Annotated in this window: 23 protein-coding genes; 12 read left to right on the forward strand and 11 right to left on the reverse strand. The window is 73.2% G+C overall.

Annotation, left to right across the window (positions count from 1 at the left end):
• Nucleotides 1-146 precede the first annotated feature (146 nt).
• Nucleotides 147-1,340, reverse strand: a complete 1,194-nt coding sequence (locus tag ACTOQ1_RS12680; protein ID WP_440066764.1) for an Ig-like domain-containing protein — start codon at nucleotides 1,338-1,340, stop codon at nucleotides 147-149.
• A gap of 382 nt (nucleotides 1,341-1,722) precedes the next feature.
• On the opposite strand from ACTOQ1_RS12680, the gene ACTOQ1_RS12685 reads away from it, so the two are divergent.
• From ACTOQ1_RS12685 to ACTOQ1_RS12700, 4 genes are all read left to right on the forward strand, one after another.
• The gene (locus tag ACTOQ1_RS12685) at nucleotides 1,723-3,399 is read left to right on the forward strand and encodes a SpoIIE family protein phosphatase (RefSeq protein ID WP_440066766.1); all 1,677 of its coding nucleotides are present in this window, start codon (nucleotides 1,723-1,725) and stop codon (nucleotides 3,397-3,399) included.
• On the forward strand, nucleotides 3,396-4,499 hold the full coding sequence (locus ACTOQ1_RS12690; protein ID WP_440066767.1) for a cobalamin B12-binding domain-containing protein: 1,104 nt from the start codon (nucleotides 3,396-3,398) through the stop codon (nucleotides 4,497-4,499). The genes ACTOQ1_RS12685 and ACTOQ1_RS12690 overlap by 4 nt, the downstream gene beginning before the upstream one ends.
• A 6-nt stretch (nucleotides 4,500-4,505) precedes the next feature.
• The gene (locus ACTOQ1_RS12695; RefSeq protein WP_440066768.1) at nucleotides 4,506-4,841 is read left to right on the forward strand and encodes an STAS domain-containing protein; all 336 of its coding nucleotides are present in this window, start codon (nucleotides 4,506-4,508) and stop codon (nucleotides 4,839-4,841) included.
• 71 nt (nucleotides 4,842-4,912) lie between these two features.
• On the forward strand, nucleotides 4,913-5,677 hold the full coding sequence (locus ACTOQ1_RS12700; protein ID WP_440066769.1) for an ArsR/SmtB family transcription factor: 765 nt from the start codon (nucleotides 4,913-4,915) through the stop codon (nucleotides 5,675-5,677).
• Here the strand turns inward: ACTOQ1_RS12700 and recD2 are convergent.
• A complete protein-coding gene (gene recD2, locus ACTOQ1_RS12705) occupies nucleotides 5,652-7,868 on the reverse strand; it encodes an SF1B family DNA helicase RecD2 (protein ID WP_440066770.1) in 2,217 nt (738 codons plus the stop codon). The genes ACTOQ1_RS12700 and recD2 overlap by 26 nt on opposite strands.
• 583 nt (nucleotides 7,869-8,451) lie before the next feature.
• Here recD2 and ACTOQ1_RS12710 point away from each other — a divergent pair.
• The 4 genes from ACTOQ1_RS12710 to ACTOQ1_RS12725 all read left to right on the forward strand — a co-directional run bounded on the left by ACTOQ1_RS12710 (nucleotide 8,452) and on the right by ACTOQ1_RS12725 (nucleotide 12,759).
• Nucleotides 8,452-9,387: a DUF4394 domain-containing protein gene (locus ACTOQ1_RS12710; protein ID WP_440066772.1), complete on the forward strand. Its 936-nt coding sequence runs from the start codon at nucleotides 8,452-8,454 to the stop codon at nucleotides 9,385-9,387.
• Nucleotides 9,388-9,540: 153 nt separating this feature from the next.
• Nucleotides 9,541-10,905, forward strand: coding sequence for a hypothetical protein (locus ACTOQ1_RS12715; protein WP_440066774.1), 1,365 nt, complete (start codon nucleotides 9,541-9,543; stop codon nucleotides 10,903-10,905).
• Between the two features lie 175 nt (nucleotides 10,906-11,080).
• Nucleotides 11,081-11,497 (forward strand): YciI family protein, encoded by a 417-nt coding sequence (locus ACTOQ1_RS12720; protein WP_440066776.1) that lies wholly within the window; start codon nucleotides 11,081-11,083, stop codon nucleotides 11,495-11,497.
• 8 nt (nucleotides 11,498-11,505) lie between these two features.
• Nucleotides 11,506-12,759, forward strand: coding sequence for an RNA polymerase sigma factor (locus tag ACTOQ1_RS12725; RefSeq protein ID WP_440066778.1), 1,254 nt, complete (start codon nucleotides 11,506-11,508; stop codon nucleotides 12,757-12,759).
• Nucleotides 12,760-12,805: 46 nt separating this feature from the next.
• Here ACTOQ1_RS12725 and ACTOQ1_RS12730 read toward each other — a convergent pair whose 3' ends face one another.
• Nucleotides 12,806-13,921 (reverse strand): sensor histidine kinase, encoded by a 1,116-nt coding sequence (locus ACTOQ1_RS12730; protein ID WP_440066779.1) that lies wholly within the window; start codon nucleotides 13,919-13,921, stop codon nucleotides 12,806-12,808.
• On the reverse strand, nucleotides 13,918-14,580 hold the full coding sequence (locus ACTOQ1_RS12735; protein ID WP_440066781.1) for a response regulator transcription factor: 663 nt from the start codon (nucleotides 14,578-14,580) through the stop codon (nucleotides 13,918-13,920). Before ACTOQ1_RS12735 ends, ACTOQ1_RS12730 begins: the two co-directional genes overlap by 4 nt.
• A gap of 151 nt (nucleotides 14,581-14,731) precedes the next feature.
• On the opposite strand from ACTOQ1_RS12735, the gene ACTOQ1_RS12740 reads away from it, so the two are divergent.
• Nucleotides 14,732-16,255 (forward strand): hypothetical protein, encoded by a 1,524-nt coding sequence (locus ACTOQ1_RS12740; protein WP_440066783.1) that lies wholly within the window; start codon nucleotides 14,732-14,734, stop codon nucleotides 16,253-16,255.
• Between the two features lie 260 nt (nucleotides 16,256-16,515).
• Here the strand turns inward: ACTOQ1_RS12740 and clpX are convergent, their stop codons facing one another.
• Together clpX and ACTOQ1_RS12750 are read right to left on the reverse strand one after the other, a co-directional pair.
• Nucleotides 16,516-17,802 carry an ATP-dependent Clp protease ATP-binding subunit ClpX gene (gene clpX, locus ACTOQ1_RS12745; protein WP_440066785.1) on the reverse strand — a complete coding sequence of 429 codons (1,287 nt, stop codon included), beginning with the start codon at nucleotides 17,800-17,802 and terminating at the stop codon, nucleotides 16,516-16,518.
• A gap of 48 nt (nucleotides 17,803-17,850) precedes the next feature.
• Nucleotides 17,851-19,086 (reverse strand): cytochrome P450 family protein, encoded by a 1,236-nt coding sequence (locus ACTOQ1_RS12750; protein ID WP_440066788.1) that lies wholly within the window; start codon nucleotides 19,084-19,086, stop codon nucleotides 17,851-17,853.
• A 103-nt stretch (nucleotides 19,087-19,189) separates the two neighbouring features.
• On the opposite strand from ACTOQ1_RS12750, the gene ACTOQ1_RS12755 reads away from it, so the two are divergent.
• Both ACTOQ1_RS12755 and ACTOQ1_RS12760 read left to right on the forward strand, forming a co-directional pair.
• On the forward strand, nucleotides 19,190-20,329 hold the full coding sequence (locus ACTOQ1_RS12755) for a TetR/AcrR family transcriptional regulator (protein ID WP_440066790.1): 1,140 nt from the start codon (nucleotides 19,190-19,192) through the stop codon (nucleotides 20,327-20,329).
• 140 nt (nucleotides 20,330-20,469) lie between these two features.
• Nucleotides 20,470-21,207, forward strand: coding sequence for a sulfite exporter TauE/SafE family protein (locus tag ACTOQ1_RS12760; protein ID WP_440066792.1), 738 nt, complete (start codon nucleotides 20,470-20,472; stop codon nucleotides 21,205-21,207).
• Between the two features lie 87 nt (nucleotides 21,208-21,294).
• Here the strand turns inward: ACTOQ1_RS12760 and ACTOQ1_RS12765 are convergent, their stop codons facing one another.
• The 4 genes from ACTOQ1_RS12765 to ACTOQ1_RS12780 are packed head-to-tail and all read right to left on the reverse strand — an operon-like array spanning nucleotide 21,295 to nucleotide 24,518.
• Nucleotides 21,295-22,083, reverse strand: coding sequence for a glycosyltransferase (locus tag ACTOQ1_RS12765; protein ID WP_440066794.1), 789 nt, complete (start codon nucleotides 22,081-22,083; stop codon nucleotides 21,295-21,297).
• Nucleotides 22,080-22,706, reverse strand: coding sequence for a class I SAM-dependent DNA methyltransferase (locus tag ACTOQ1_RS12770; RefSeq protein WP_440066796.1), 627 nt, complete (start codon nucleotides 22,704-22,706; stop codon nucleotides 22,080-22,082). The genes ACTOQ1_RS12765 and ACTOQ1_RS12770 overlap by 4 nt, the downstream gene beginning before the upstream one ends.
• Nucleotides 22,707-22,755: 49 nt before the next feature.
• Nucleotides 22,756-23,532: a PIG-L deacetylase family protein gene (locus ACTOQ1_RS12775; RefSeq protein WP_440066798.1), complete on the reverse strand. Its 777-nt coding sequence runs from the start codon at nucleotides 23,530-23,532 to the stop codon at nucleotides 22,756-22,758.
• Entirely contained in the window at nucleotides 23,529-24,518 is a 990-nt protein-coding gene (locus ACTOQ1_RS12780; RefSeq protein WP_440066800.1) for an acyl-CoA dehydrogenase, read from the reverse strand. Before ACTOQ1_RS12780 ends, ACTOQ1_RS12775 begins: the two co-directional genes overlap by 4 nt.
• Nucleotides 24,519-24,684: 166 nt before the next feature.
• Between ACTOQ1_RS12780 and ACTOQ1_RS12785 the strand changes: the two genes are divergently transcribed.
• Nucleotides 24,685-25,095, forward strand: coding sequence for a VOC family protein (locus tag ACTOQ1_RS12785; RefSeq protein WP_440066802.1), 411 nt, complete (start codon nucleotides 24,685-24,687; stop codon nucleotides 25,093-25,095).
• Nucleotides 25,096-25,258: 163 nt separating this feature from the next.
• On the opposite strand, the gene ACTOQ1_RS12790 is transcribed toward ACTOQ1_RS12785, so the two are convergent.
• Entirely contained in the window at nucleotides 25,259-26,155 is an 897-nt protein-coding gene (locus ACTOQ1_RS12790; protein ID WP_440066803.1) for an alpha/beta fold hydrolase, read from the reverse strand.
• Nucleotides 26,156-26,209: the final 54 nt, after the last annotated feature.

Here is a 26,209-nt window from a genome sequence, read left to right on the forward strand (position 1 = left end):
GCACACGCTACCGTGCCCGCCCTGCCGGACGCGGCCCGTTTTTCACCACCCTTACCGCCACCCCGAGATCACGCCCCGGGGTCACCCGGCCCGAAGCCAGGAGCCCGCCCGCGAGTCTCCGCGGGCGGGCTCCTGAGCCGGGGTGGTCAGGCCAGGGCGCTGCCCTTGCGCCACTCCTTGAACGACATCTGCCAGAAGCCCCAGCCGTTGTTCCACTCCATCTCGCGGTCGGTGCCCGTGATGGTGATCACGTCGCCGCGCTGGACCTGGTTGTAGAACCACCGGGCCTGGTCGGGGCGGGAGTTGATGCACCCGTGGCTGACGTTCCGGCGTCCCTGGGCCCACACGTTGTTCAGCGCGTGCACGTACTCGCCGCTGTTGGAGAAACGGACCGCGTGGTTGATCATCAGGTCGTAGTAGCCGGGGTCGCCCTTCTTGCGGCCCGGGGAGATCATGCGCTCGGGATTGGCCTTGCCCATCGCCAGGTGGACGCCGCTGGTGGTGGTGTACTCGCGGGTGGTGGCGTTGCCCGCGCTGATCAGCATGGTCTGCACGACCTTGCCGTCCCGCTTGACGATCATCTTGTGCTTGCGGGTGTCGATCGTGGAGATCTGGGCCGCGCCGATCTGGATGACCTTGGTCATGTCCTTCACGCCGTACATGTCCTTGCCGCCCTGCACGCCCTTGAGGCGGGCGGTGAAAGTCACCTTCTGGTGCGGCTGCCAGAACTTGGCGGTCCGGTAGATCACGGTTGTGTCGTTGATCCACCGCCACGCGCCCTGGACCGGCTTTTGCGCCTTGACCTCCAGGGCCTTCTCCACTCCGGCCTTGTTGGCGATCTGCTGGTTGAAGGTGACGATGATCGGCGCCCCCACGCCGACCTTTTCCCCCTTGATCGCCGGGGTCACGTCCGCCACCTCGAGTTCGTGCTCGGGCTTGAGCGTCCTGAAGGAACTGGCGGCGGTCGTGCCGTCCACCGCCCGGGCCGACACGGTGTAGTTGCTGGCCGGCATCATGGGCGTGGAGGAGACCCACTTCGTGCGCTCGGCGTCGAAGTCGCCCTCCAGCTTCCGGCCGCCGCTTTCCACGATGACCTCCTCCAACGCGCCGTTGGAGGCCGCGACGACGACCTTCTTGTTCGGACGTACGGTCTTGCTGCCCTTGGCCGGGCTGATCTTTATCTCCGTCGCGGCCGGAGCGGTGGCGGCGACGGCGCCCGATCCGGAGCCGGGACCGGCGGAGGCCTCCGGGGCCGCCCCTCCGGAGCAGGCGGTGACCAGCACCGCCGCGGTCGCCAGGGCCAGACCGGCCAGCGGCGTCCTGAGGCGTCGGCGTTCCACGATCAGCACAATTTCTCTCCCCAACTACAGCAAACTGCTCTTAAAACACTAATAGGAGATGCATGATGACTGAACATGGTTGCGCCCGATTTGGTAACGTTTCGGACTCTTCGTAAAGTCAGAAAAATGCCAACCGGGAGTCAGGAAAAGGCAAAGTGGCCACGTCACGGGGCTGGACGTAAAACGGCCGCCCCGGCGAGGTGAGCGCCCGCGCGGGCGACATCCGGCCACAAGCCGTCGCGCCCCGGCCGCATCAACGGCCCCCCGAGGGGCATGGGACAGTCGAAGACCCCTGGCGTCGCGTACCGGATCCCCCCGGCCCGCCCTGACGGCGGACGGAAGATAATCTGATCGATCCCTCTCCACACGGAAGTCATGGGTGATGACAAGACCTCCCCCCCTGCGCGACCCCGGCCACACGCTCACCGCCGGCCTGGACGCCGACCACGACCGCGACGCGGGTGACGAGCGCGACGTCCCGCGGGCACCGGGCGAAGAGCTGTTGCGCGCCATCGTGGAGGCCAGCGGCGAGGGGGTCGTGCTGTGCGGCACCGACGGCGTCGTGGTGATGCTGAACGCCGCCGCGGCCGAGATGGCACCCGAGATCGTCCCCGGCCGCCCCCTGTGCTCGGGCCCGGCCGCGCCCCTGTTCGAGGGCGACCACCCCGAGGGCGAGAGCCGCGAGAGCGATCACGGGCAGCGCAGGATCCGGGTGCGCCGCGAGGTCTTCGGCCTCACCCACCGGGCCTGGTACCTGCGTGACGTCACCGCCGAGTCCGCCAGGACCGACGCGCTGCTGGCCGAGCGCCGGCGCACCGACTTCCTCATCGAGGCGGGCCGCAGGCTGTCGGCCTCGCTCAACATGCGCCGCTGCGCCCGTACCGCGATCGAGCTGGCCACCCCCTTCCTGGCCGACGCGGCCATGATCGTGCTGCCGCCCTCGGGGCGCCGCCACGCCGGCTGGCTGCGCCTGACCAGCACCGACCGCGCCCTGCAGGAGGGCAACGTCGCCGTCGCCGACACCGCGCAGGTGCCCGGCCTGGCCGAGGCGCTGGCGGGTTTCCCGCCCGTGCCCAGCCGCTGGCTGGATCCGGGCCAGGTGCCCGGCTGGCTGCTGCCCGACAGGTTCGGGGCGGCCGGGCACCTCCTCGTCACCCCGCTGCCAGGCAACGGGGTGCCCGCCGGGGCGCTCGTGCTCGCCCGCCACGAGGACGGCCCGCCCTTCGACGAGGACGCCGAGACCCTGGTGCGGATCTTCGCCGCCCGGGCCGGGGCGGCCATCTCCGCCGCCGCCCTCTACCAGGAGCAGAGCGCCACCAACGCGATCCTCAGCAACGACCTGCTGCCCCCGCCGCTGCCCGCCCTGGCCGGCCTGGAGCTGGCCGGATCGCTGCGCGCCGCCCGCCAGGCCGGGCTCATCGGCGGCGACTTCTACGACGTCTACCTGCCCGAGACCGGCAGGCCGGGCGAGCCGCTGGTAGTGCTGGGCGACGTCTGCGGCAAGGGCGCCCGCGCCGCCGTCCTGACCGGGCACATCCGCCACTGCCTGCGCACGCTGCTGCTGCTGGAAGAGCGCCCCGAGCAGCTGGTGGCCCTGCTCAACCGCTCCCTGCGAGGCTCGCCCACGCCCAACTCCTACGCCACCCTGGTGCTCGGCACGCTCAGCGCCGCCCCGGACGGGCACGTACGCGTGGACCTGGCGGTCGCCGGGCACCCGGCGCCGCTGATCCTGCGCCTCGACGGCACCGTGCAGGAGAGCACGGCCCACGGCTCCATGCTCGGCGCGTTCGCCGACGCCGTCCTGGTCCCCGTCGGCGTCGACCTGGCCCCCGGCGAGGTGTGCCTGCTCTACAGCGACGGCATCACCGAGGCCTTCGGCGGCCCCACCGGCAGGGAGATGTACGGCGCCCAGCGGCTGAAGGCCGCCCTGGCCGGCTGCGCGGGCATGCCGGTCGCGGCACTGGTCGAGCGGCTGGAGCAGATCAGCACCGACTGGCTGGGCGGCGACGTCCAGGACGACCGGGCACTGCTGGCGGTGCAGGCGAGGCCGGCCCGATGAGCACGCTGAGCACCTCGCTGAGCACCGGGAGCGCGGCGCGCGCGGGAGGCGCCGGAGACACGGCCGCGGACCTGCGCGAGGCCGTCGAACGATACCTGGAGCACATCGGGCGGGCCGACGAGTTCGCCGCCATCGACCTGGTGCTCGGCCTGCTGGAGGAGGGCGTGGACGCCGAGCGGCTGCTGCTGGAGCTCATCGCCCCCGCCCAGCGGCGCGTCGGCGAGCTGTGGGCGGCCAACGAGTGGTCCATCGCCCGCGAGCACGGCGCCACCGCCGTCAGCGAGCGCGCCGTCGCCGCGATCGCCGCCCGCGTCCGGCCCGAGCCCACCCGCGGGCGCCTCACCGTCGCCTGCGCCGACGGCGAGTACCACGCGCTGCCCACCCGCCTGCTGGCCGAGGTCCTGCGCCTGCGCGGCTGGCGGGTCGACTTCCTGGGCGCCAGCGTGCCCGGCCCGCACCTGATCACCCACCTGCACCAGACCGGACCCGACGCGGTCGCGCTGGGCTGCGCGCTGGCCACCCGCCTGCCCCGGGCGCACGCCACCCTCACCGCCTGCCAGGCCGTCGGCGTGCCGGTCATGGCCGGTGGGGCCGGCTTCGGCGCCGACGGCCGCTACGCCCGCCTGCTGGGCGCCGACGCCTGGGCGCCCACCGCCGACGTCGCGGCCGACCGGCTGGAGCGCGGCGACCTGACCGGCCCGCCCCGCCCGGCCGACGCGCCGGCCCACCTCGCCGACGAGGAGTACACCCACCTGACGCGCCGGCGCGCCGAGCTGCTCACCCGGGCGATGGAGACCCTGGCCCGCGCCTACCCGCCGATGGAGGCCTACGACCTCCACCAGCTCGACGCCACCGCCGCCGACCTGGGCCACCTGCTCGACTTCCTGTCCGCGGCCCTGTACGTCGACGACGCGCCGCTGTTCACCGGCTTCATCGGCTGGACCGGCGCCGTGCTCGCGGCACGCGGCGTCCCCGCCGAGGCCCTGACGGTGGGATTGCGCGTTTTCCACGACGAGCTGCGAGACTTCCCCCGTGCCCGCCACATGCTGGTCCAGGGAATCGAGGCGGCACCCGTCCCCGGCACCGATCAGGAGATCTGACGATTGATGTTCGACAAGACCCCGTTCCGTACCGAGGTGCGCGTCACCGCTCCGGACACCACCCTGCTCGTCCTCAGCGGTGACCTCGACTACGACACGGCCCCCGAGCTCTTCGGCTTCGCACAGGAGCTGTTGCCCGGGGAGGTGCGCAACCTCGACCTGGACCTGTCGGGCCTGGAGTTCATCGACTCCTCGGGGGTGGCGGCCCTGATCAACGTCTACAACTCCGCCGGCGAGCACGGCATCGCCATGCGGATCGTCGCCCTCACCCCCTACCTGCGCCACCTGCTGCGGGTGACCGCCCTCGACCGGCTCTTCAAGCTCCCCCAGGAGCAGGAGTGAGCGCCGGCGGCCGGCGGTAGCGGGAAACGCTTCGGCCGGCGCCGAAGCGTCCCCGGCCGAGGATGGAGACCATGACGTCGACCGCTCCGGTCCCGCTGGCGGCATTGGCCGCCCTGCTCGCCGACGGCACCCGCGCCACGTTCTGCCTGGCCCTGCTGGACGGGCGGGCCTGGAGCGCCGGGGAGCTGGCCCGGCACGCGGGGGTCGCGGCCTCGACCGCCAGCGAGCACCTGTCCCAGCTCGTCGGCGGCGGCCTGCTGGCCGAGGAGCGCCAGGGACGCCACCGGTACGTGCGCCTGGCCGGGCCGGGGGTGGCCCAGCTCATCGAGGACCTGGCCGCCCACGCCGGCCTCGAGGCCGCCGCCCGGCCCGCGACGCTGCGCGCCGCGAGCGCGGCCCGCGCCCTGGCCGGGGCCAGGACCTGCTACGACCACCTGGCCGGGCGGCTCGGCGTGGCGATCACCGACGCGCTCACCACCCGCGGCCTGCTGCGCCAGGACGCCGGGTTCGCGCTCAGCGACGAGGGACTGTCGTGGTTCGCCGTCGAGCTGGGGGCACCGCTGCCCGGCGGCGGGCGGCGCCCGCTGGCCCGGCCCTGCCTGGACTGGACCGAACGCCGTCACCACCTGGCCGGCACCGCCGGGGCCGTGCTGTGCGCGACCGCGCTGGAGCGCGGCTGGGTCGGGCGGATCGGCTCGGGGCGCGCCCTGACCGTCACCCGCGCCGGGCACGAGGCCCTGGCCGGCCTGCTGGGCCTCACCGGCCTGGAGGCAGGCCCGGCCGACCCGGCACCGCGGTCCGTACGGGCCCTCAGTGGCCGCGCAGGCGGTGGGTGAGGCTGGTGTGGCGGCGCCCGGCTCCCCGGGTGCGCACCGCCTGGGCCAGCGCGCGGCGCGAGCCGACGATGACGACGAGCTTCTTGGCCCGGGTGATCGCGGTGTAGAGCAGGTTGCGCTGCAGCATCATCCACGCGCTGGTGGACAGCGGGATGACCACCGCCGGGTACTCGCTGCCCTGGGAGCGGTGGATCGACACCGCGTAGGCGTGGGCCAGCTCGTCCAGCTCGTCGAAGGCGTACTCGACGTTCTCGTCCTCGTCGGTCAGCACGGTCAGCTTGTGGTCGTCGGGCCTGATGTCGACCACCATGCCCACGGTGCCGTTGAACACCCCCGCCGCGCCCTTCTCGTAGTTGTTGCGCAGCTGGGTGACCTTGTCGCCGACCCGGAAGACCCGCCCGCCGTAGCGGCGCTCGGGCATGCCCTCCCTGGAGGGGGTCAGCGCCTCCTGCAGCGCGTTGTTGAGGTTGCCGGCCCCGGCCGGGCCCCGGTGCATCGGCGACAGGACCTGCACGTCGCGGCGCGGGTTGAGGCCGAACTTGCGCGGGATGCGGTTGGCGACCACGTCCACGGTCAGCGCCGCGATCTCCTCGGGCTCCTCGCAGGGGAACAGGAAGAAGTCGGTCATGCCCTCCAGCGCCGGGGGCAGGCCGGTGTTGACCCGGTGGGCGTTGACGACCACCCCCGACTCCTGGGCCTGGCGGAAGATGTGGGTCAGCCGCACCCGGGGGATCTCCTCCTCGGCGGCCAGCAGGTCGCGCAGCACCTCGCCCGCGCCGACCGAGGGCAGCTGGTCGACGTCTCCCACGAAGAGCAGGTGCGTGCCCGGGGCGACGGCCTTGACCAGCTTGTTGGCCAGCAGCAGGTCCAGCATCGAGGCCTCGTCGACCACGACCAGGTCGGCGTCCAGCGGGTTGTCGCGGTCGAAGGTGGCGTCCCCGCCGGGACGCAGCTGCAGCAGCCGGTGCACGGTGGTGGCCTCGTGGCCGGTCAGCTCCGCCAGGCGCTTGGCCGCCCTGCCGGTGGGCGCGGCCAGGATCACCTTGGCCTTCTTGGCGCGGGCCAGGGTGACGATGGAGCGTACGGTGAAGCTCTTGCCGCAGCCGGGGCCGCCGGTCAGCACGGCGACCTTCTCCGTCAGCGCCAGCCGTACCGAGTGGGCCTGCTCCTCGGCGAGCTCGGCGCCGGTCCGGGTGCGCAGCCATTTCAGCGCCGCGTCCCAGTCGACGGAGGCGAAGGCGCCCAGCCGGTCGTGCTCGCAGGCCAGCAGGGAGCGCAGCGCGCCGGCCAGGGACAGCTCGGCGCGGTGGAAGGGCACCAGGTAGACCGCCGGGACGCTGCCGTCGCCGACCGGGACGTCCTCGCGGACCACGCCCTCCTCGGCGACCAGCTCCTCCAGGCACCGCGCGGTCAGCTCGGCGGGAACCTCCAGGATCTTCACCGCGTCGCCGACGAGGTTGGGCGCCGGAAGGTAGCAGTGGCCGTCGTCGGCGGCCTGGGACAGGGTGTAGCGCAGGCCCGCCTTGACGCGCTCGGGGCTGTCGTGCGGGATGCCCACGGCCTGGGCGATGGTGTCGGCGGTCTTGAAACCGATGCCCCACACGTCGTCGGCCAGCCGGTACGGCTCGCTCCTGACGACCGTGATGGACTTGTCGCCGTACTGCTTGAAGATGCGGACCGCGATCGAGGTGGACACGCCGACCCCCTGCAGGAAGATCATCACCTCTTTGATGATCTTCTGTTCCTCCCAGGCGACGCCGATCATCTTGGTCCGCTTGGGGCCGAGCCCGGGAACCTCGACCAGCCGCTCGGGGGTGGTCTCGATGACCTCCAGGGTGTCGACGCCGAAGTGGTCGACGATCCGCTCGGCCATCTTCGGCCCGATGCCCTTGATCAGCCCGGAGCCCAGGTAGCGCCGGATGCCCTGGATGGTGGCGGGCAGCACGGTGGCGTAGGACCACACCTCGAACTGCTTGCCGTACTTGGGGTGGGAGGCCCAGCGCCCGGTCAGCCGCAGCGACTCACCCGGCTGGGCGCCCAGCAGCGGCCCGACCACGGTCAGCAGGTCGGCGCCCGAGCGGTCGGTGGCCACCCGGGCGATGGTGTAGCCGGTCTCCTCGTTGGCGTAGGTGATGCGTTCGAGGACGGCCGAGATGGAGACACCCGTGACCCCGCGTTGCTCCGGCTGCACGCCACCTCCCTCGCGCTGAACCCGCTCGCGCAAGTGTAGGACAGCCGCGGAAACCCCAGGCGCGTGTTCCCCGCCTCCGGAGTCCCCCGAAGTCCCCGCGGTCTCTCGGAAGGTGACTCGTGCGGGGATCGGCCGCCGGACCGTTCACGTAGGCGTTCCTTCGGCATGCCGACAATTCGATTCACCGCACGAGATCGACGAGCAGGGCGACTCGCACGGCGGCGGTCTTGAAAACTCGGGGGTGGTGGGTGTTCGTTCGGGTGCGTCCCGCGCGTTCGCCCGCGTGCTCGCGGCGGAGTTCCCGCCCCTGCACGACCCGGGCGAGCGTGGCGGGACGCGGTTCCCGCCGTGCCGGGGCCGCGGGTGGACCCGGTGGAGCGCGGGAGCGGGGTTTCGCTGGTTTCGCCAGGCTCCGTCCGGGTGCGGGCGGCGCGGATCCCCCGCCGATCCCGGACACGCCGGTGACCCGCGGCCCTTTCGCAGGCCACACCGTCGCCGTGTGTGATGAAGTCTCTGCGATCCGTAACGGCCTTGTCGCCGAAGACACGGGTGCCGTGGCACCCGACCGCAGAAGGAGAGGCACATGCGAAGGACACTCATCGCCGCCGTGGTGGCGCTGGGCACGGTGGCGGGCGGCGTGACGGGCAGCGCGCCGGCGATGGCCGGGCGCGGGCCCGGCATCGACGTCATCGGGCTCACCGGCGACCAGCGCCTGGTGGGTTTCGAGATCCGCTCCCCCGGCCGCACCCGCGACCTCGGCAGGGTCCGCGGGCTCACCGGTGACACCGCGCTCGTGGGCATCGACCACCGCGTGCGCAACGGCAAGCTGTACGGCGTCGGGAACCAGGGCGGCGTCTACACGCTCAGCGGGCCGGCCAGGGCGGTCAAGGTCTCGCAGCTGACCGTGCCGCTGAGCGGCGTCGACTTCGGCGTCGACTTCAACCCCGCCACCGACCGGCTGCGCGTGATCAGCGACACCGGGCAGAACCTGCGCCACAACCTCGACGACCCGACAGGCGCGCCGGCCGCGGGGCAGACCGTGGCCGACGGGCCGCTGACCGGCGCGCAGACCCGCCCGCCGAGCGACCCGCCGGCCGCCCCGACGGCCGGTCCGCCGAGCGACCCGTCCTTCACGCCGGTCGTCGCGCAAGCGGTCGCGACCGGCGTCTCGGGCGCCGGATACACCAACAACGACCTCAGCCCGGCCACCGCCACCACGCTCTTCGACGTGGACACCACGTCCGACCGGATGAGCCTGCAGTCCCCCGCCAACGCGGGCACGCTGGTGGCGACCGGCAACCTGCGCGTGGCCGCGACCGGCGCGGCGGGCTTCGACGTCCACAGCTCGCTGCGCAACGGCGTCACCGTCTCCAACAGCGCCTTCGCCGCGCTGAAGGTCGGCGGGCGCTACGGGTTCTACGGCATCAACCTGCTCACGGGTGCCGTCAACTACAGCTACGGCCTCTTCCCCGCCAACCGGCAGGTGCTCGACATCGCCATCCGGCTCGACCGTGGCTGAGGCGGGCGGCGCCGCCGTCCACCGTTTCGGCCCCGGCCCCCTTCGGCCGAGGCGAGCCGCCCCGCGGGCCGCCGAGTCGGACGCGGCCCACGGACGACCCCGGCCTTACTGACCGGTGCGGCTCAGGACGCGGGCGCCCCGTTCCGGGCGGGGGTGTTCGACCCGGTCTCCAACCGGGGGGTCGAGCTGCGCGGGACCCTGGACCGGCCCGAGGAGGCGCAGGTGCTGCCCAGCGCCCACCGGCCCAACCCGCGCCACGAGGAGCTGAGGGCCGCCGCGTTGGTCCTGCGCGCCGACGAGCGCTTCCCTGCCGGGGACGACGTGCTGGTCTACCAGCCCATGCCGCCGCTGGCCGACCTGGACAACCCCGACGGCACCACCACCCGCCGCCCCACCCTGGGCGTCTACGACCCCTCGGGCGCCACCCGGCACCGCGTCGTCGCGGTGGACGTCGCCGCCGGCGTCGTCGACTGGTCTCCCGCCGGTGTCGGCGTCGCGACGCACCACCCGGGCGACTGCGAGTCGCGCCTGCCCGTCCCCGTGGAGAGCCTGCGCGACCGGGGCGGCCCCGACCAGGTGCGGCTGCGCGTGGTCGACGGCACCACCGAGCTGTGGAACATGATCGTGGTGCGGCCGCGCGCCTCGACGCCCATCAACCCCGGCGACGGTTCGGGGGTCGAGCTGCGGGACGTGCGTCACCGGGGCAGGCTCGTGCTGCGCCAGGCGCACGTGCCGATCCTCAACGTCCAGTACGAGGAGGACGGCGTCACCTACCGCGACTGGCAGTACGAGGAGACCCGTTTCTCGGCGACCGGCACCGAGCCGGTGGGCTGGGGATGGCGGATCTGCGCCGAGCCGCCCCGGACCATCCTGGAGCGGCCCGACGACGACGCCGGCAACTTCCAGGGCGTGGCCTTCCACCACGACGGCACCGAGCTGCGGATCGTCAGCGAGCTGGCGGCCGGCTGGTACCGCTACGCCTCGGAGTGGCGCCTGGCCGACGACGGCACGATCAGGCCGCGCTTCGGGTTCGCCGGGGTGCGCAACCCGCGCACCTGCATGCGCCACCGCCACCACGTCTACTGGCGCTTCGACTTCGACGTGGAGGGGTCGGCCAACGACGTGATCGAGCAGTTCGACGACGCCGGCTCGACCGTTCCCCAGGCGGTGCCGATCGTGCGGGAGGTCGCCCGCAGGCGGCGCCACCCCGCCCTGTACTGGCAGGTCACCGACAAGACCAGCGGCCGGGGGTGGCGGATACACCCCGGCGAGCACGACAACACCACCGACCCCTACGGCGTCGCCGACCTGTGGTTCCTGCGCCACCACCCGGCCGAGCTGTACGACGGCAACACCGGCCCCGACAACCGGGCGATGCTGAACCGCTTCGTCGACGGCGAGAGCGTCAGCGCCACCAACGTCGTCGTCTGGTACGCCGGGCATTTCCGGCACGATCAGAACGACCCCGAGCCCCACCAGGGGCACGTCGTGGGCCCGGACCTGATTCCCGTCACCTGACCGCCGGCCGGCGGAGGCGTCGAATAGCCTGGGGAGCCGGCGCGAGCGGGCGGCGGCGATCCGGCGATCCGGTCGATTTCGCGATCCGGTCGCGGGCGGATGTCCGGTGGAGGCCCGCGGCTCCGACGTCTCCGGTGCCGGGCGCCACGGCGGCGCCGGCGGAGAGGAAGAGACCATGAAGTACATGATCTTGATGTACGGCTCGCAGCGGGACTACGACGCCATGGCGGGCAAGGACGGCGACCGTCCGGCCCTGTCCCCGGAGGACTTCGCGCCGATGCACGCGTTCATGCAGGCGTTCTCCAGGGATCTGGAGGAGTCCGGTGAGTTCGTCGAGACGCGGGGGCTGGCCGCCCCGGTCCACACCCGCAGGGTGGGGTCGAAGGACGGTGTCCCGGTCGTGACGGACGGCCCCTACGCCGAGACCCAGGAGGTCCTGGCCGGCTACTGGATCGTGGAGTGCGAGAGCTTCGACCGGGCGACCGAGATCGCCGCACGCCTCGGGGAGTGCCCCGCCCCCGGGGACATCGCCGCGAACTCCTACGCCGACGTACGGCCGGTCGAGGAGTTCCAGGGCGAGCCGGCGATCTGATCGTCTCCGTGCCCGGCACCGAGTTCGAGGACCTGCTGCGCCGCCTGGCGCCGCAGGTCCTCGGCGCGGTGGTACGGCGCTACGGGCATTTCGACGCCGCCGACGACGCGACGCAGGAGGCGCTCCTCGCCGCCGCCACGCAGTGGCCGAAGGACGGCGTCCCCGACAGCCCGCTGGGCTGGCTGATCACGGTCGCCTCGCGCAGGCTGACCGACCTGCTGCGCGCCGAGCAGGCGCGCCGGCGCCGTGAGGACACCGTCGCCCGGTGGACGTTGCCCGGCCAGTGGCTCGCGCCCGCCGCCGACCGGCCCGCCTCGGAGTCCGACGACACGCTCATCCTGCTGTTCATGTGCTGTCATCCCTCGCTGTCGGCGGCCTCGCAGATCGCCCTCACCCTGCGGGCGGTCGGCGGCCTGACCACCGCGGAGATCGCCCGGGCGTTCCTCGTGCCGGAGGCGACCATGACCCGGCGCATCACCCGGGCCAAGCGCAGCGTCAAGGACAGCGGCGTCCCGTTCGGCATCCCCTCGGGCCCGGAGCGCGCCGAACGGCTCCGCGTGGTCCTGCACGTGCTCTACCTGATCTTCAACGAGGGCTACGCCAGCACCTCGGGGCCGAACCTGCAGCGCGTCGAGCTGTCGGCGGAGGCGATCCGGCTGACCCGGATGGTCCACCGGCTGCTGCCCGACGACGGCGAGGTGACGGGGCTGCTCGCGCTCATGGTGCTCACCGACGCGCGCCGGCCGGCGCGTACCGGGCCGGACGGCTCGCTGGTCCCGATGGCCGAGCAGGACCGGAGCCTGTGGGACGCGGAGGCCATCGCCGAGGGCGTGGCGCTCATCACCGGCGTGCTCCCCCGGGGGACGGCCGGCCCGTACCGGCTCCAGGCGGCGATCGCCGCGATCCACGACGAGGCACCGAGCGCCGAGGCGACCGACTGGCCGCAGATCACCGCGTTGTACGAGCTGCTGATGCGCATCTCCGACAACCCGATGGTGGCGCTGAACCACGCGGTGGCGGTGGCCATGGCCCGCGGCCCGCACGCCGGGCTCGGCCTGCTCGATCCGCTCGCGGCCGACGGGCGGATCGCCGAGGACCACCGGCTGCACGCGGTCCGCGCGCACCTGCTGGAGATGGCGGGTGATCACGTGGCGGCCCGTGACCGCTACCGGGAGGCGGCCCGGCGCGCGACCAGCCTCCCGCAGCAACGCTACCTGCACGCCAGGGCGGCACGCCTGGCGGACGGGCACGACATCCGCTGAGCGAGGCCGCCGGCGTCTCGGCGCGCACGCGGGCCGGCCCCTGCCCTCAGGGGTGGTCCGGATGGGACCCGCGCGCGAACCGCACGGTGATGGACAGGCCGCCTTCGGGGCGTGCGCCGGTGGTGAGGGTGGCGTGGTGGGCTCGCGTGACGGCGCCGACGATGGCGAGTCCGAGTCCGTAGCCGTCGCGGCGGCCGTGACGTTCGGGCGCCAGTCTCTGGAAGGGGTGGAAGAGGCGCTGGATCTGGTCGCCGGGGATGACGGGCCCGCTGTTGGTGACCCCAAGGGTCACCTGCGCGCCGGAGGTCTGGGTGGTGACCTTCACGTGCCCGTCCGCGTGGTTGTGGCGGATGGCGTTGTCGACGAGGTTGGCGACGAGGCTTTCGATCAGTCTCGGGTCCCCTGTCGTCACCGCGGGCGTCAGGTGTCCGGCCAGGTCGATGCCCGTCTCCGCTGCTTGGCCGCGGCGGGAGTGGAGCACTCCTTCGACGACGTGGGCGAGGTCGAGGGTGTCCCAGCGGGTGACACCGCGCTCGCTGGTGGCCAGGGCGAGCAGTGCCTGGACGAGCCGCTCCTGGTGTTCGCCCAGAGCGAGGGCCTCCTGGCAGGCCGAGCGCAGGGTGTCGGTGCCGGCCTCGGGATCGGCGAGGGCGACTTCGAGGAGGGTGCGCAGGCCGGCGAGAGGGGTGCGCAGCTCGTGGGAGGCGTTGGCGACGAAGTGGCGCTGGGCGTCGAAGGAGGCGTGCAGGCGGGCGAACAGGTCGTCGAGGGTGTGGCCGAGCTCGGTCAGCTCGTCCGTGGGCTCGCCGAGATCGAGGCGCCGATGGAGGTTTCCGGCGGAGATGATCTGGGCGGTGGCGGTGATGGCGCGCAGCGGGCGCAGGAACCGGCCTGCGACGAACCAGCCCAGAGCCAGGGCGACGGGAACCAGCAGGACCAGGGCGACGGCGGATCCCGCCAGGAGCTGGGGCAGGCCGATCCCGGGCCCGGTTTCAGCGATCGCGCCGGATGAGGGGCGGCCTTTGGGGGTGGCCGCGTCGATGCTGGCGAGCGGGAGGGCTACGAGTACGAGCACCAGGACCCCGGCGGCGTAGACGCCCGCCGCGTAGGCGAGCGCGAGCCGCGTCCGCAAGGACCTTCTGGCGGGCTTCCGGGAGGTCATGACGATCCGATGCGGTAGCCGCCTTCGCGGACGGTCTCGATCACGGGCGGGTCGCCGAGCTTGGCCCGCAGCCGGTGCACGGTGTGCTTGACGGCACTGCTGAAGGGGTCGGCGGCCTCGTCCCAGACACGTTCGAGCAGTTCCTCGGCGGAGATGACCAGGCCGGGTACGGCGAGCAGGCATTCGAGCAGGGCGAACTCTCTGGGGCTCAGCTCGAGGCGCCGGCCGGCCCGGAACACGACACGGCGGGCCGGATCGAGGGTGATGTCCCCGCATGCCAGGATGGGCGGCAGCGGCGGGGTGGCGCGGCGGGCCAGGGCACGGACGCGGGCGACCAGTTCGGCGAACGCGAACGGCTTGGGCAGGTAGTCGTCGGCGCCGAGGCCGAGCCCGTCGATGCGGTCCTCGATCGTGCCGGAGGCGGTGAGCATCAGTACGCGGGTCTCGCAGCGGCCATGGGCGAGCCGCCGGCAGATCTCGTCCCCGTGGACGCCGGGCAGGTCGCGGTCGAGGATCACCACGTCGTAGCGGGTGGCGGCCAGGCGGCCGAGGGCGGCGGTTCCGTCCAGGACGACGTCGACGGCCATGCCCTCGCGACGCAGCCCGGTTCCGACGGAGCGGGCGAGGACCTCGAAGTCCTCGACGACGAGGACCCTCACCGCCGCTCATCGCCGGTCGTCGTGCGGGCGGAGCGGCCGAACCGGTCGCCGGGTCGAGGTGTCATGCTCCAACGATGCCAGGCCCCCGGTTCCAGCCGGGTCGCGGCGGCCGCGACCCGGCTGGAACCGGGCGCCGCGTACAACCGTCGGCATGAGTTCATTCACGCCGCACCGATCCGGCCCGCGGGCCGGGCGGGACGGCTTTCCCCGCTTGCTGCGCGCGCAGTGGGCCACGTTCCGCTCCGCGCGGGGCCGGGTGCTCACCCTGGCGGCCTCCGTGCTGGTCACCGTGTCACTCGGGCTGCTGATCGCCGGAGGCGCCCGCAGCACCTGTGTGACGTCGAAGGGCGAGGGCCCCTGCCCCGCGCCTTTGGTGGGACCCGACGGCACGGCGGTGAAGGACAGGTACTACTTCGTGCACCAGCCGCTCAGGGGGAACGGCAGTATCACCGCCCGGGTGTCGGGCATGACCGGGCAGATGCGGCTGCCGGACGCCGTTCCCGGGGTGCGCAACGTCAAGGAGGGGGTGGTGCCGTGGGCGAAGGCCGGGCTCCTGGTGAGGCAGAGCCTCACGCAGGGCACGCCGTACGCCGCCGTCATGATCACCGGTGGCCACGGCGTGCGAATGCAGCACAACTTCACCCACGACGTGGCCGGCGGCCCTGTGCGGGGGCCCCGGTGGCTGCGGCTGACCAGGTCGGGCGACACCCTCACCGGCTATGAGTCAGGCGACGGCAGGAGGTGGACCGAGGTCGGCACGGTCACGCTGCCCGGGCTGCCGGAGACGGTCGAGATCGGGCTGTTCGCCACCTCGCCGGGCGCGTTGTGGGAGATGGCGAAAGCCTTCGCCCAGGCCACCGCCGCCTTCGACCAGATCAGGCTGCGGGGCGCGAACGGTTCGTGGCGGCGTGACGACGTCGGCGTCTCCTTGGGGCCCGACGGCAGGACCCCGCATCATCCGGGCGGTGTCGTCGAGTCCGGCGACAAGCTCCTCGTGACCGGCAGCGGTGACATCGGGCCCGCCACCGTGGAGGGCGGTCTGCGCGCCGACCTCATGCTGATCGGCGGAGGCGTAGGACTGATCCCGGTGCTCGTGGTGGCGGTCTCGTTTTTCACGGCGGAACATCGGCGGAGGCCGAGCGGGACCGGCCTGCCGGCCGAGCCGCGTCCAGCGCGGCTGCTGGCGGCCAAGGCCGTGGTGGTCGGCGCGGTCGCGTCCGTGACGGGGCTGGTGAGCTCGGGGATCGCGGTCCCCGCCGGCCTGGCGATGTTGCGGGCCAACCGGAACCCGATCCAGCCGATCACCCCGGGTACCGAGCTGCGGGTGATCGTCGGCTACGCGGCGCTGACCGGGGCCGCCGCCGTGCTGGCTCTGGGCCTCTCCGCGCTGGTCAAGCGGGGCGTCGTCGCCGTCGGGCTGGCCGTCGCGCTGGTCGTCGTGCCCCACCTGCTGGCGACCGCGGGCCTGGTGCCCTGGCTGTTGACGATCACCCCTGCCGCCGGGTTCGCGATCACGCAGAGCGTCCCCACGTTCGCGCACGTGGACGTGGACCGGTCACTGCTCGGCGGCTATTACCCGCTCCCGCCATGGGCAGGTTTGACCGTGACCTGCGGGTATGCCGCCCTTGCCTTCGGGACGGCGATGGCTGTGTACCGCGGGAAGGTGCCACGTTAGGTTCCGCTCACCCGAAGGTGCGGAACCAGCGGTTCGCAGGGTGTCGTCGGCCGACGTGGTCTCCGGGGAGGCGGCCGTGGCCGGTGGCGTCACCGGCCGGCGCCCGTCGCGATGACGGCGAACCCGCGAGGCGGCCTCGCTCGTCCCCTGCCCGGCCGGCTCCGCCGGCCGACGAGGCGGTACCGGGCGGGTGCCGGCTCGCTGTCGCCACCGGCCGATCGGTTGCCGTTCAAGGGCCGAGGCCGCCGGGTCCGGGGTTCTCAGGCGGACCTGTCGCGGCGCTCGGGTCCGCGATCGGGGTGGCGGCGCGGCACCAGCGTCGGGTTGACGTTGCCGAGCACGGTGTCGCGGTCGATCACGACGCGGGCCACGTCCTCGCGGCCCGGTACCTCGTACATCACGTTGAGCAGGATCTCCTCGAGGATCGCGCGGCTCGCGCGGGCGCCGGTGCGCCGCAGCAGCGCCTGGTCGGCGATCGCGCCGACGGCCTCCTCGGTGAACTCCAGCTCGACGCCGTCCATCTCGAACAGCCTGCGGTACTGCTTGATCAGGGCGTCGCGCGGTTCGGTGAGGATCCGCACCAGCGCCGTACGGTCCAGCGGCTGGAAGGTCGCCACCACCGGAAGCCGGCCGACCAGCTCGGGGATCAGCCCGAACCTCAGCAGGTCCTCGGGCATGACCTCGGCGAGGGCGTCCCGCTCCCGCCCGGCCCGGATCGGGGCGCCGAATCCGGCGCCGCCGCGGCCGGTCCTGGACTCGATGATCTGCTCCAGGCCGGAGAACGCGCCGCCGACGATGAACAGCACGTCGGTGGTGTCGATCTGGATGAACTCCTGCTGCGGGTGCTTGCGGCCGCCCTGCGGCGGCACGCTCGCGGTCGTGCCCTCCAGGATCTTCAGCAGGGCCTGCTGCACGCCCTCGCCGGAGACGTCGCGGGTGATCGACGGGTTCTCGCCCCTACGGGCGATCTTGTCGATCTCGTCGATGTAGACGATGCCGGTCTCGGCCCTCCTGACGTCGTGGTCGGCGGCCTGGATCAGCCTGAGCAGGATGTTCTCGACGTCCTCGCCCACGTAGCCCGCCTCCGTCAGGGCGGTGGCGTCGGCGATGGCGAACGGGACGTCGAGCATCCGGGCGAGCGTCTGGACGAGGTGGGTCTTGCCGCATCCGGTCGGGCCGACCAGCAGGATGTTGGACTTGCCCAGCTCGACCGGCTCCCCGCCCGCGGCCTGCCGCGCCTGCGCGCGCACGCGCTTGTAGTGGTTGTAGACCGCCACCGCGAGGGATCTCTTGGCGCTCTCCTGCCCGACGACGTACTGCCCGAGGAAGTCGTGGATCTCCCGCGGCTTCGGCGGCTTCCCGAGCCCGCTTCCCGGAGAGCCGGGGGCTTCCCCGAACTCCTCCTCGATGAGCTCGTTGCACAGCTCGACGCACTCGTCACAGATGTAGACGCCGCCGGGGCCCGCGATGAGCCGTACGACCTGCTTCTGGCTCTTCCCGCAGAACGTGCATCTCAGCAGGTCGCCGCGTTCACCGGTGCGTGCCATGGGAAAACGTCTCCTCGACGGTCGTGCGGGCGGGTGGGGCCGGGGCGTTCAGAGGGTCACCAGCAGCGACGCCAGGCGCCAGGTGCCCGGGTCGGGCGCGCGTCCCGCGTTCTCCGGGGCCAGGGCCAGTCCGGGAAAACGGCGCAGCAGCGCCGTGAGCGCGACCTCGGTCTGCACGCGGGCCAGCGAGGCCCCGAGGCAGAAATGCGGCCCGTGGGCGAATCCGAGGTGTCCCGCCGTGCCGGTGGCCCGGCCCAGGTCGAGCAGGTCGGGGTCGGCGAACGCGCGCGGGTCGCGGTTGGCGGCGGCGATCGCGGCGGTGACGGGCTCGCCCTCGCGCACCAGCGTGCCGTGGAGCTCGACGTCCTCGCGCGCGTAGCGGGGGATCGACAGCAGCGTCGGGCCGCACCAGCGCGTCAGCTCCTCGACGGCGCGCGGCATGAGCCCGGCGTCCTGACGCAGCGCGGCGAGGTGGCCGGGGTGGGTGAGCAGGACCTCCACGGCGTTGGCGATGAGGTTCGTGGGCGTCTGCCCCGCCATGACCAGGTGCCAGACCATGGTGACCAGCTCGGTGTCGCTGAGCCGGTCGCCGTCGTCGGCCTGGGCGCGGATGAGGTCCGACAGCAGGTCGTCGCCGGGTTCGGCGCGCCGGCGCGCGACCGCCGCCTTGGCGCCCTCCATGATGCCCGGGATGGCCTCGGCGAACCTCTGGCCGCCGCCTCCCACGACGGTGGCGCCGTACTCGCGCCAGCGCGGGCGGTCGGCGCCGGGGATGCCGACCAGCTCGCAGATGACGTCCATCGGCAGCGGCCGGGCGAAGTGCCCGAGCAGGTCCACCACGCCGTGCTCGGCCTGCTCGGCCACGCCGGGCAGGGTGTCGAGCAGGGCGTCGACGATGGGCTCGATCCGCGGCCGGAACTCGGCGGCGCGGCGCGCGCTGAACGCCGGCGAGACCAGCCGGCGCAGCCGCAGGTGCTCGGGCCCGTCCATCTCGCTCATGGTCCGCATGTAGGGCAGGCAGTCCTCGGGCACGTCGGGCCGCATGAAGCTGGCGGCGTTGATCTCGAAGCGGGGATCGCTCAGCATCGTCCTGACGTCCTCGTGCCGGGTGAGGGCCAGCATCGGGCCGAAGCCCGGGGCCACCAGCCGCGCCAGCGGCGAGATCTCCCTGGCGCGCCCGTACGCGGCGAAGGGGTCGCGCAGCACCTCGGCGTCGGTGAGGTGGATCTCGGGAACCTCCGGGACCTCGGGGATGTCGCTCACGTCCTGGCCGGCAGTGGTCATGGGTCCTCCCGAATTTCAGATGATGCAAACAGATGATCCTGTCATCTGAGTGGTCACGGTATCTTGGATCGGAATCGACGGCAACGCGGTGACGAGGAGGACGATGAGCCGGCTCAGCAGGACGCAGTTGCAGGAGCGCAACCGCGCCAGGGTGCTGGCCGCGGCCTCGGAGGAGTTCGCCGAGCGCGGCTTCCGCGACGCGAAGATCGACGCCATCGCCGAGCGCGCCGAGCTCACCCGCGGCGCGGTCTACTCCAACTTCCCCGGCAAGCGGGCCCTGTACTTCACGGTCCTGGCCGACCTCGCCGAGCGTGCCCCCGAGCCGCCGAACCCGGAGCCGAGCCTCACCCCCCGCGAGGCGCTCGGCGCGCTCGCCCGTGCCTGGCTGGCCCGGCTCCCCCTGACCACCGACGAGCGGCACGGCCTGGCCAGGATCGGCGTGGACCTGATGCCCGAGATCCTCGCCGACGAGCGGACCCGGCGGCCGTTCGCGCAGCTGACGAAGCTGAACGCGATCCTGCTCGGGCTCGCCCTGGAGCGCCTGCGCCCGCCCGCCACTCCCGACGGCCGCCTGATGCGCGTGGCCGAGGCCACGCTCACGACCCTGCACGGCGCGAGCCAGCTGGCCGCCGCCGCCCCCGGCTTCACCGATCCCTTCACCATCGTCGGCGCCTGCGAGCGGCTCGCCGGCCTCGGCCTCGACGACAGGTGGCCGTCCACCCCGTGGATCCCGCGGGCCCGTCCCGCCGACGAGGCGTGGTCCCCGCCACCGGCGGTGGACGCGGTACGCGGCGAGCCCGCGCGGTTCACCGGCGGCGACGGCGACGGCGTGGTGGCGATCCTCGGGCTGCACCGGCTCGAGGCCGCCGAGGAGGCGGTGCGGGCCGCACCGGCGGGTGCCGCGGTCACCGCCGTCCTGGTCACCGGCGACCCCGGCGAGCTGGCACCGCTGGCACGGCTGGCCGTCACCGACTTCTGCGGCTGCCTGCGCCAGGCGTTCCCGCCCTCGGCGTGGCCGCGCCTGCAGGTGGTGTTCGACGACTCGGGCGCCCTGGCCGCGGCGGCCGGTGTCCTGGCCGTCAGCGACGCGACCGAGGCCGCCGTCCGCGTCGAGGCGGGCCGGATCGTCGTGCGCGCCGACGGCCGCGGCGCGTGCCACACGGCCGCCTCGACGCCGGGCGAGGCCGTGGCGGGCGACGGCGGGCGATCCGCGCGGTCCTCGGCACCGGCCCCGGGACGATGAGACCGCCTGCCCCGGCGCGCTGAAGCCGCCGGCGCGCCCGCCGGGAATCTTCGGGCCCCCGGCCAGGGGATTCGCCGGCTGACGCATCATGTACGGTCATCTGTGACCTTTTCTCCCACTTCCTCCCTCCGGCGAGGCTGATGCCCTCCCTCGACGTCGTCCAGTGGGTCATCCTGCTGGCCGCCCTGTTCCTGGTGGGCTTCTCCAAGACCGGCGTCTCCGGTACCGGGACGGTGGCGATCGCCCTGTTCGCGCTCGTGCTGCCGACGAAGGAGTCCACCGGCACGCTGCTGCCGCTCCTGCTCGTCGGCGACCTGGTCGCCGTGGCCTCCTACCGGCGCCACGCCGACTGGCCGAGGCTGATCAGGCTGTTCCCGTGGGTCGCCCTGGGCGTGGTCGCCGGGGCCGTGGTGGTGCGCTGGGTCGACGACGCGCAGATGAGACGGCTCATCGGGGCGATCCTGCTGGTGATCATCGCCGTTCACCTGTGGAACCGGCGCCGGGCGCCGGAGGACTCGCTCGCCCACCGCCGCCCGGTGGCCGCCCTGGCGGGCGTCTTCGCCGGCTTCGCCACCATGACGGCGAACGCGGCCGGCCCCATCATGGCCGTCTACCTCCTGGCGGCGGGCCTGCCGATGCTGGGTTTCCTGGGCACCAGCGCCTGGTTCTTCCTGACGATCAACGCCTTCAAGGTGCCGTTCAGCGTCGCGCTGGGCCTCATCACCCCCACCTCCCTCGTCTTCGCCGCGCTGGGCGCCCCTGCGGTCCTCGCCGGAGCCGCGACCGGGCGCGCCGTCATCGGCCGCATCGACCGCACGCTCTTCGAACGGATCACGCTGGGCCTCACGCTGCTCGCCGCGGTACGCCTGCTGCTGTGACGTCCCGCCCCGGTCACTCCTTCGGGATCGCGGGCCGGCACCGTCCGGCCGCCGCCGGCGGGACGGGCGGTGCCGGTGATCGGCGGCTCAGGACGGCCGCCCGGATGTCTGGCGCGCGATGGAGGCGGTGTCGCGTTCGAGCCGGGTGAGGAAGTGGCCGAAGCCGTCCGGTGCCCGGAAGTCGCGCCGCGCCGAGGTCACCACGCTCACGCCGGTGGTGCGCAGGACCCGCCTGCCGGCCGATTCCAGGGCCCGGACCAGGGCGCCGTCCTCGCCGGTCGGCAGCGCCCGGAACCCGCCGGCCGCCAGGTAGGCGGCGGCGGTGACGCCGAGGTTGGCGCCGTGCACGTGCGGATGCCATCGCGCGCCGCCGTTTCCCCCCGTGCCGGCCGCGGTTCCGCCGGTCGCCCCGGTGTCGTTCGCCCCCGTTCCGTGGACGTACCCCTCGGTGTAGACGGTCCGGCACCGCGGCGGGTAGCCGGACCAGTCGGTGACCGTCACGGTGCCGACGACGGCCTCCCATCCCTGGGCGGCGTGCCTGAGCTGGCGGCTGAGCCAGCAGGGCGGGACCAGGGTGTCGGCGTCGGTGGTGGCGACCCAGACGGTGGCGGGATCCAGGCCTCGGGTCCGGCGCAGGAGCGCCCGCGTACCCGCCAGCCGCGCCTGCCCGACGTTGGTCATGGTGCCCTCGACGACGGTCGCCCCTGCCTGCGCGGCGAGGGACGCCGTACGGTCACCGCACGTGTCGGCGACGACGATCAGGTGGACCCTCACGCCGGGGACCAGACGCCCGGCCAGGTCCAGCGAGGCCAGGCAGGCGGGCAGCAGTTCCTCCTCGTCGCGGGCGGGCACCACGACTCCGACGGCCTGGATCACACGAGTCCTTCCGTCTCGGCCACGGAGGGAGCCGCGCGACCGCGCAGGTAGACCTCGGCGAGGAAGTCCGGTTCGCGGTGATCGACGAGGCGGGTCAGCTCGTCACGCCCGGCCAGGGCGCGATGCACGTCCTCGCCGCCGAGCGGGTACTCCGCGACGGGATGCCTCCAGTGCACCGCGAGCAGGGTGCCCCCGGGGCTCAGCCCGGCGACCGCCAGGTCGAGCATCCGTTCCAGGTCCGTGTCGCCGAAGTAGTAGAGGACCTCCGACAGCACGATGAGGTCGAACCCTCCCTCCTGCTCGGGCCACTCGCCGGGCAGGACGCGCCGCTGCACCCGCGTCCCCGGGTATCCGGCGGTGCGTTCCGAGGCCGCCGCGACCGCGACGGAGGACAGGTCGCAGGCCAGCAGCCGGTCGCAGCGCGGGGCGAGCAGGGCGGTGAACACCCCGATGGAGCAGCCGGCCTCGAAGGCCTCGCGGTAGCGGCGCGCGGGCAGCAGCGCGGCACTGACGGCGTACTTGCGTTCCTCGTACCAGCGGGAGGCGAATCCCCACGGGTCGGAGGAGGCCGCGTACATGTCCTCGAAGTACTCCGCTCCGAGAGTCGCCGGATGAGTCGTCATCTGAATCCCTTCGGCGTGGAGACCCCCGCCTTCGGGCGTGGGAAGGAGATCAACGGAAGAGCACCTCGTGGTCGCGGGTGAAGTGGGCGACGATGCCGGGAGGGAGCACCGCCTCCAGGCCGGCGCCGCGAGGTTGCAACTGGCTGGCGAAACAGCCGATGGCCGCCCGCTTGCGGGCCTGGACCGCCGGTGGCAGCGGGATCCGCAGCGCCCGGTCCCAGGGCAGCCGCGCGTCGCCCGGCCTGGCCCAGTGCCAGGCCCAGATCGGATAGAAGTAGGGGCGCAGCCCCGCCGAGGCCGCGGCCCGGCCGGCGGCCTCGTGGTCGGAGTGCACGTCCGCCTCCCACGGGGCCAGGCACACCTCGAACCCGGAGGCCGCCCGTTCCAACGCCCGGGCGAGCTCGCCCTCGCGCTCGGCCAGCCCGGTGTCGGGCATGCCCAGCCGCACGATCTCGACGCCGCCGGCCCCCAGGGCCGCCAGCGCGGACTCGGTCTCCCCCACCCGCCGCGCCACCAGCGCCGACACGTCGGCGATCCCCGGATGGGAGGCCTCGCCGTCGGTGACGGCGACCAGGCGCAGCCGTACGCCCGAGGCCGCCAGCAGCGACAGCAGCCCGCCGAGCCCCAGTACCTCGTCGTCGGGGTGGGCGGCGATCACCACCGCGCTGCGCCAGCCGCCGTGGGCGAGTGCCGGGAGGGCGCCGAGCCCCGGCCAGGCGCGCCACTCGGCCTCCGAGGTCCCCGGGGCGTCGATGGGGTTGGGGGCGGAATCGTCCCAGCCGTCCCAGCCGATGCTGCCGGCGCGTTCGGTGCGTTCGGCGCTCACCAGCCGGCTCCCTGCTCGGCGACGATGGCCCCCAGCGCGGCGAGGTCGCGTTCGGCGTGATGCTGGCGCAGGTAGACCGTCAGGTCGGCGACCCGGCGCCCGTGCGCGGCGTCGTGACCGAGCGGCCCGGCGCCCAGCGCCCTGCCCACCCGGCCCATGACGTCGGTGGCCACGGCCTCCACCAGCGCTTTGAGGCGCAGGGACCGTGCCCTTCCCGCGTTCTTGAGGTCGTGGGGGTCGGCGTCGATCTCGTCGGCCGCCTCCTCCAGGGCGGCCCTGGCGGTCCGCAGCGCCACGTCGATCGCGCCCAGGTGGGCCAGGGCGTGCGGGCCGACGTCGCGCTCGGCCGCGGCGGCCAGCAATGTCTCGGCCACGCCTCTGGCTCCCCCGTACCAGCACGCGGCGACGCCCGCGCCGCCCTGGTGGAAACCGGGCCTCCTCACGTATCCGTCCACCGGTCCCACCGGCTCGCCGAAAACCTCGTCGAAGCGGACGTCCAGGGTGTCACTGGCCGCCATCCCCGTCGCCGGCCAGCTGCCGGCCACCGGCCGCAGGCCGCGGACAGGAACGGCGAACAGCCGGGGGCCGTCCGGCGCCTCCGCGGTCACCAGGGCGTGGGTGCACACCCGCGCTCCCGAGCAGTACTGCTTGGTCCCGCTCATCAGCCACCCTCCCGCCTCGGGGCGCGCCGAGAGGGACGGGCCGGGAGGTTGCGCCGCCCACACGCCCCACCGGCTGCCGGCCGCCGGAGCGGGACCGGCGAGCTCGGCGAGGATCGCGAGGGCGTCGGTGTGCCCCTCGCACAGACGCGCCAGCGACAGATCCCGCCGGGCCAGCGAGCTCAACGCCTCCCACCGCCGCCTGGTCTGTCCCGCGCCGGGCAGCGGAAGGTCCAGCCGCCCCGATTCCACCTCGGCGACGAACCCTCTTTCGACCTCACCACGCCAGGCGGTGCCGTCCTGGTCAATCTGCCGTTCCCCGTCCATGGACGGGGCCTACCCCGCCGGAGGCATCCATATCATTTCCGACAAAAGGGCTGGTTCTACTCCAATAAGATCTTCTCTCGCGTTTGCAGAAAACGAAATCCGTGCACCATGTGATGTTTTCGTTTACCTCCTTCGGCAAGTATTCGCGGCGATGAAAGGAGAACCGATGTTACGAGGACTTACCACCGTCAGATTTCACGCCGCCGACCTGGCCGCGGCCAAGAAGTGGTACACCGAATTGCTCGGTGTCGAGCCGTACTTCGACAAGCCCGGGTATATCGAGTTCAGGTTCGGCGACTACCAGCACGAGCTGGGCCTGCTCGACAGCGATTACGCGCGGGACCTCGCCGACGACGCGGAGACCGGCCCGGCCGGTGTCGTCACCTACTGGCACGTCGACGACGTGCCCGCCTCCCTCGACCGGCTGCTGTCCATGGGCGCCAAGGAGCACGAGCCGCCCCGGGAGTTCGGCGAGGGATTCGTCGGCGCCTCGGTGATCGACCCCTTCGGGAACATCCTCGGCATCATGTACAACCGCCACTATCTGGATGTTCTCCACTCGATCGAGAAGACCTGACCTCCAGCCGGTCCCCCTCGGACGGAGGGTTCAGCGGTGGGCGCCCAGGGCGGTGATCACCCAGTCGAAGGCGGGGATGACCGAGGGGGACGCTCGCGCCCCCGCCCACGCCGATCCCGGCGGCCCCTGCCACGCCGGGCGCGGGTCACGCCGGGCGGCGGGGTCAGCGCGGGCCGGTCGTCCGGCGCGAGAGCAGGTCCCGAAGGGCCTGGGCGACCTCGGCGGGGGCCTCTTCCGCCATGAAGTGGCCGAAGGTGACGGGGATGTGCCGCAGGTCGGGGGCCCAGGCGCTCCACAGCGCCGCCGCGTCGAAGCCGAGGGCGGCCCCCCAGTCCTGCTGGAGCACGGTGACCGGCATCCGCAGCCGGTTGCCCGCGTCCCGGTCGGCCCGGTCGTGGTCGACGTCAACACCGGCGGAGGCGCGGTAGTCGGCCACGATCGAGGGCACCGCCGCGCGGCAGGCCTCCAGGTAGGCGGCGCGGACGTCGGCGGGGATCGCCCGCGGGTCCTTGGCCCAGATGTCCAGGAAATACCCGAAGAAGGCGTCGGAACTGGCGGCGATCATCTGTTCGGGCAGGCCCGGAGGCTGGGCCATCAGGTACAGGTGGAAGCCGACGGCGGCGGTGGTGCCGTGCATCACCTCCCACATGTCCAGCGTGGGCAGCACGTCGAGGCCGGCCAGGTGGGTGATCGTCCCGGGATGGTCGAGACCGGCGCGGATGGCGACCAGTGCGCCCCGGTCGTGCCCGGCCAGCGCGAAGCGCTCATGCCCCAGCGCGCGGGCCAGGGCGACGATGTCGGCGGCCATGGTCCGCTTGGCGTAGGCGGTGCCGTCGGTCTCGGCCGGTTTGTCGCTGGCTCCGTAGCCGCGCAGGTCGGGGCAGATCACGGTGTGGTCGGCCGCCAGGTCGGCGGCGACGTGCCGCCACATCAGGTGGGTCTGGGGGAAACCGTGCAGCAGCACGATCGGAGTGCCCGTCCCCCCGACGGCCGCGTTCAGGGACACGCCGTCGGCGACGGGGACGCGCCGGTAGTCGAATCCGGTGATGACAGGCGCCATGGCCGCGCTCATTTCCATAGGTGGTTGGACGCCTTCAGCCTGCCGGGCGTGAAT

Origin of the sequence: Streptosporangium sp. OZ121 (assembly GCF_051918885.1) — a bacterium.
Taxonomy (GTDB): Bacteria; Actinomycetota; Actinomycetes; order Streptosporangiales; family Streptosporangiaceae; genus Streptosporangium.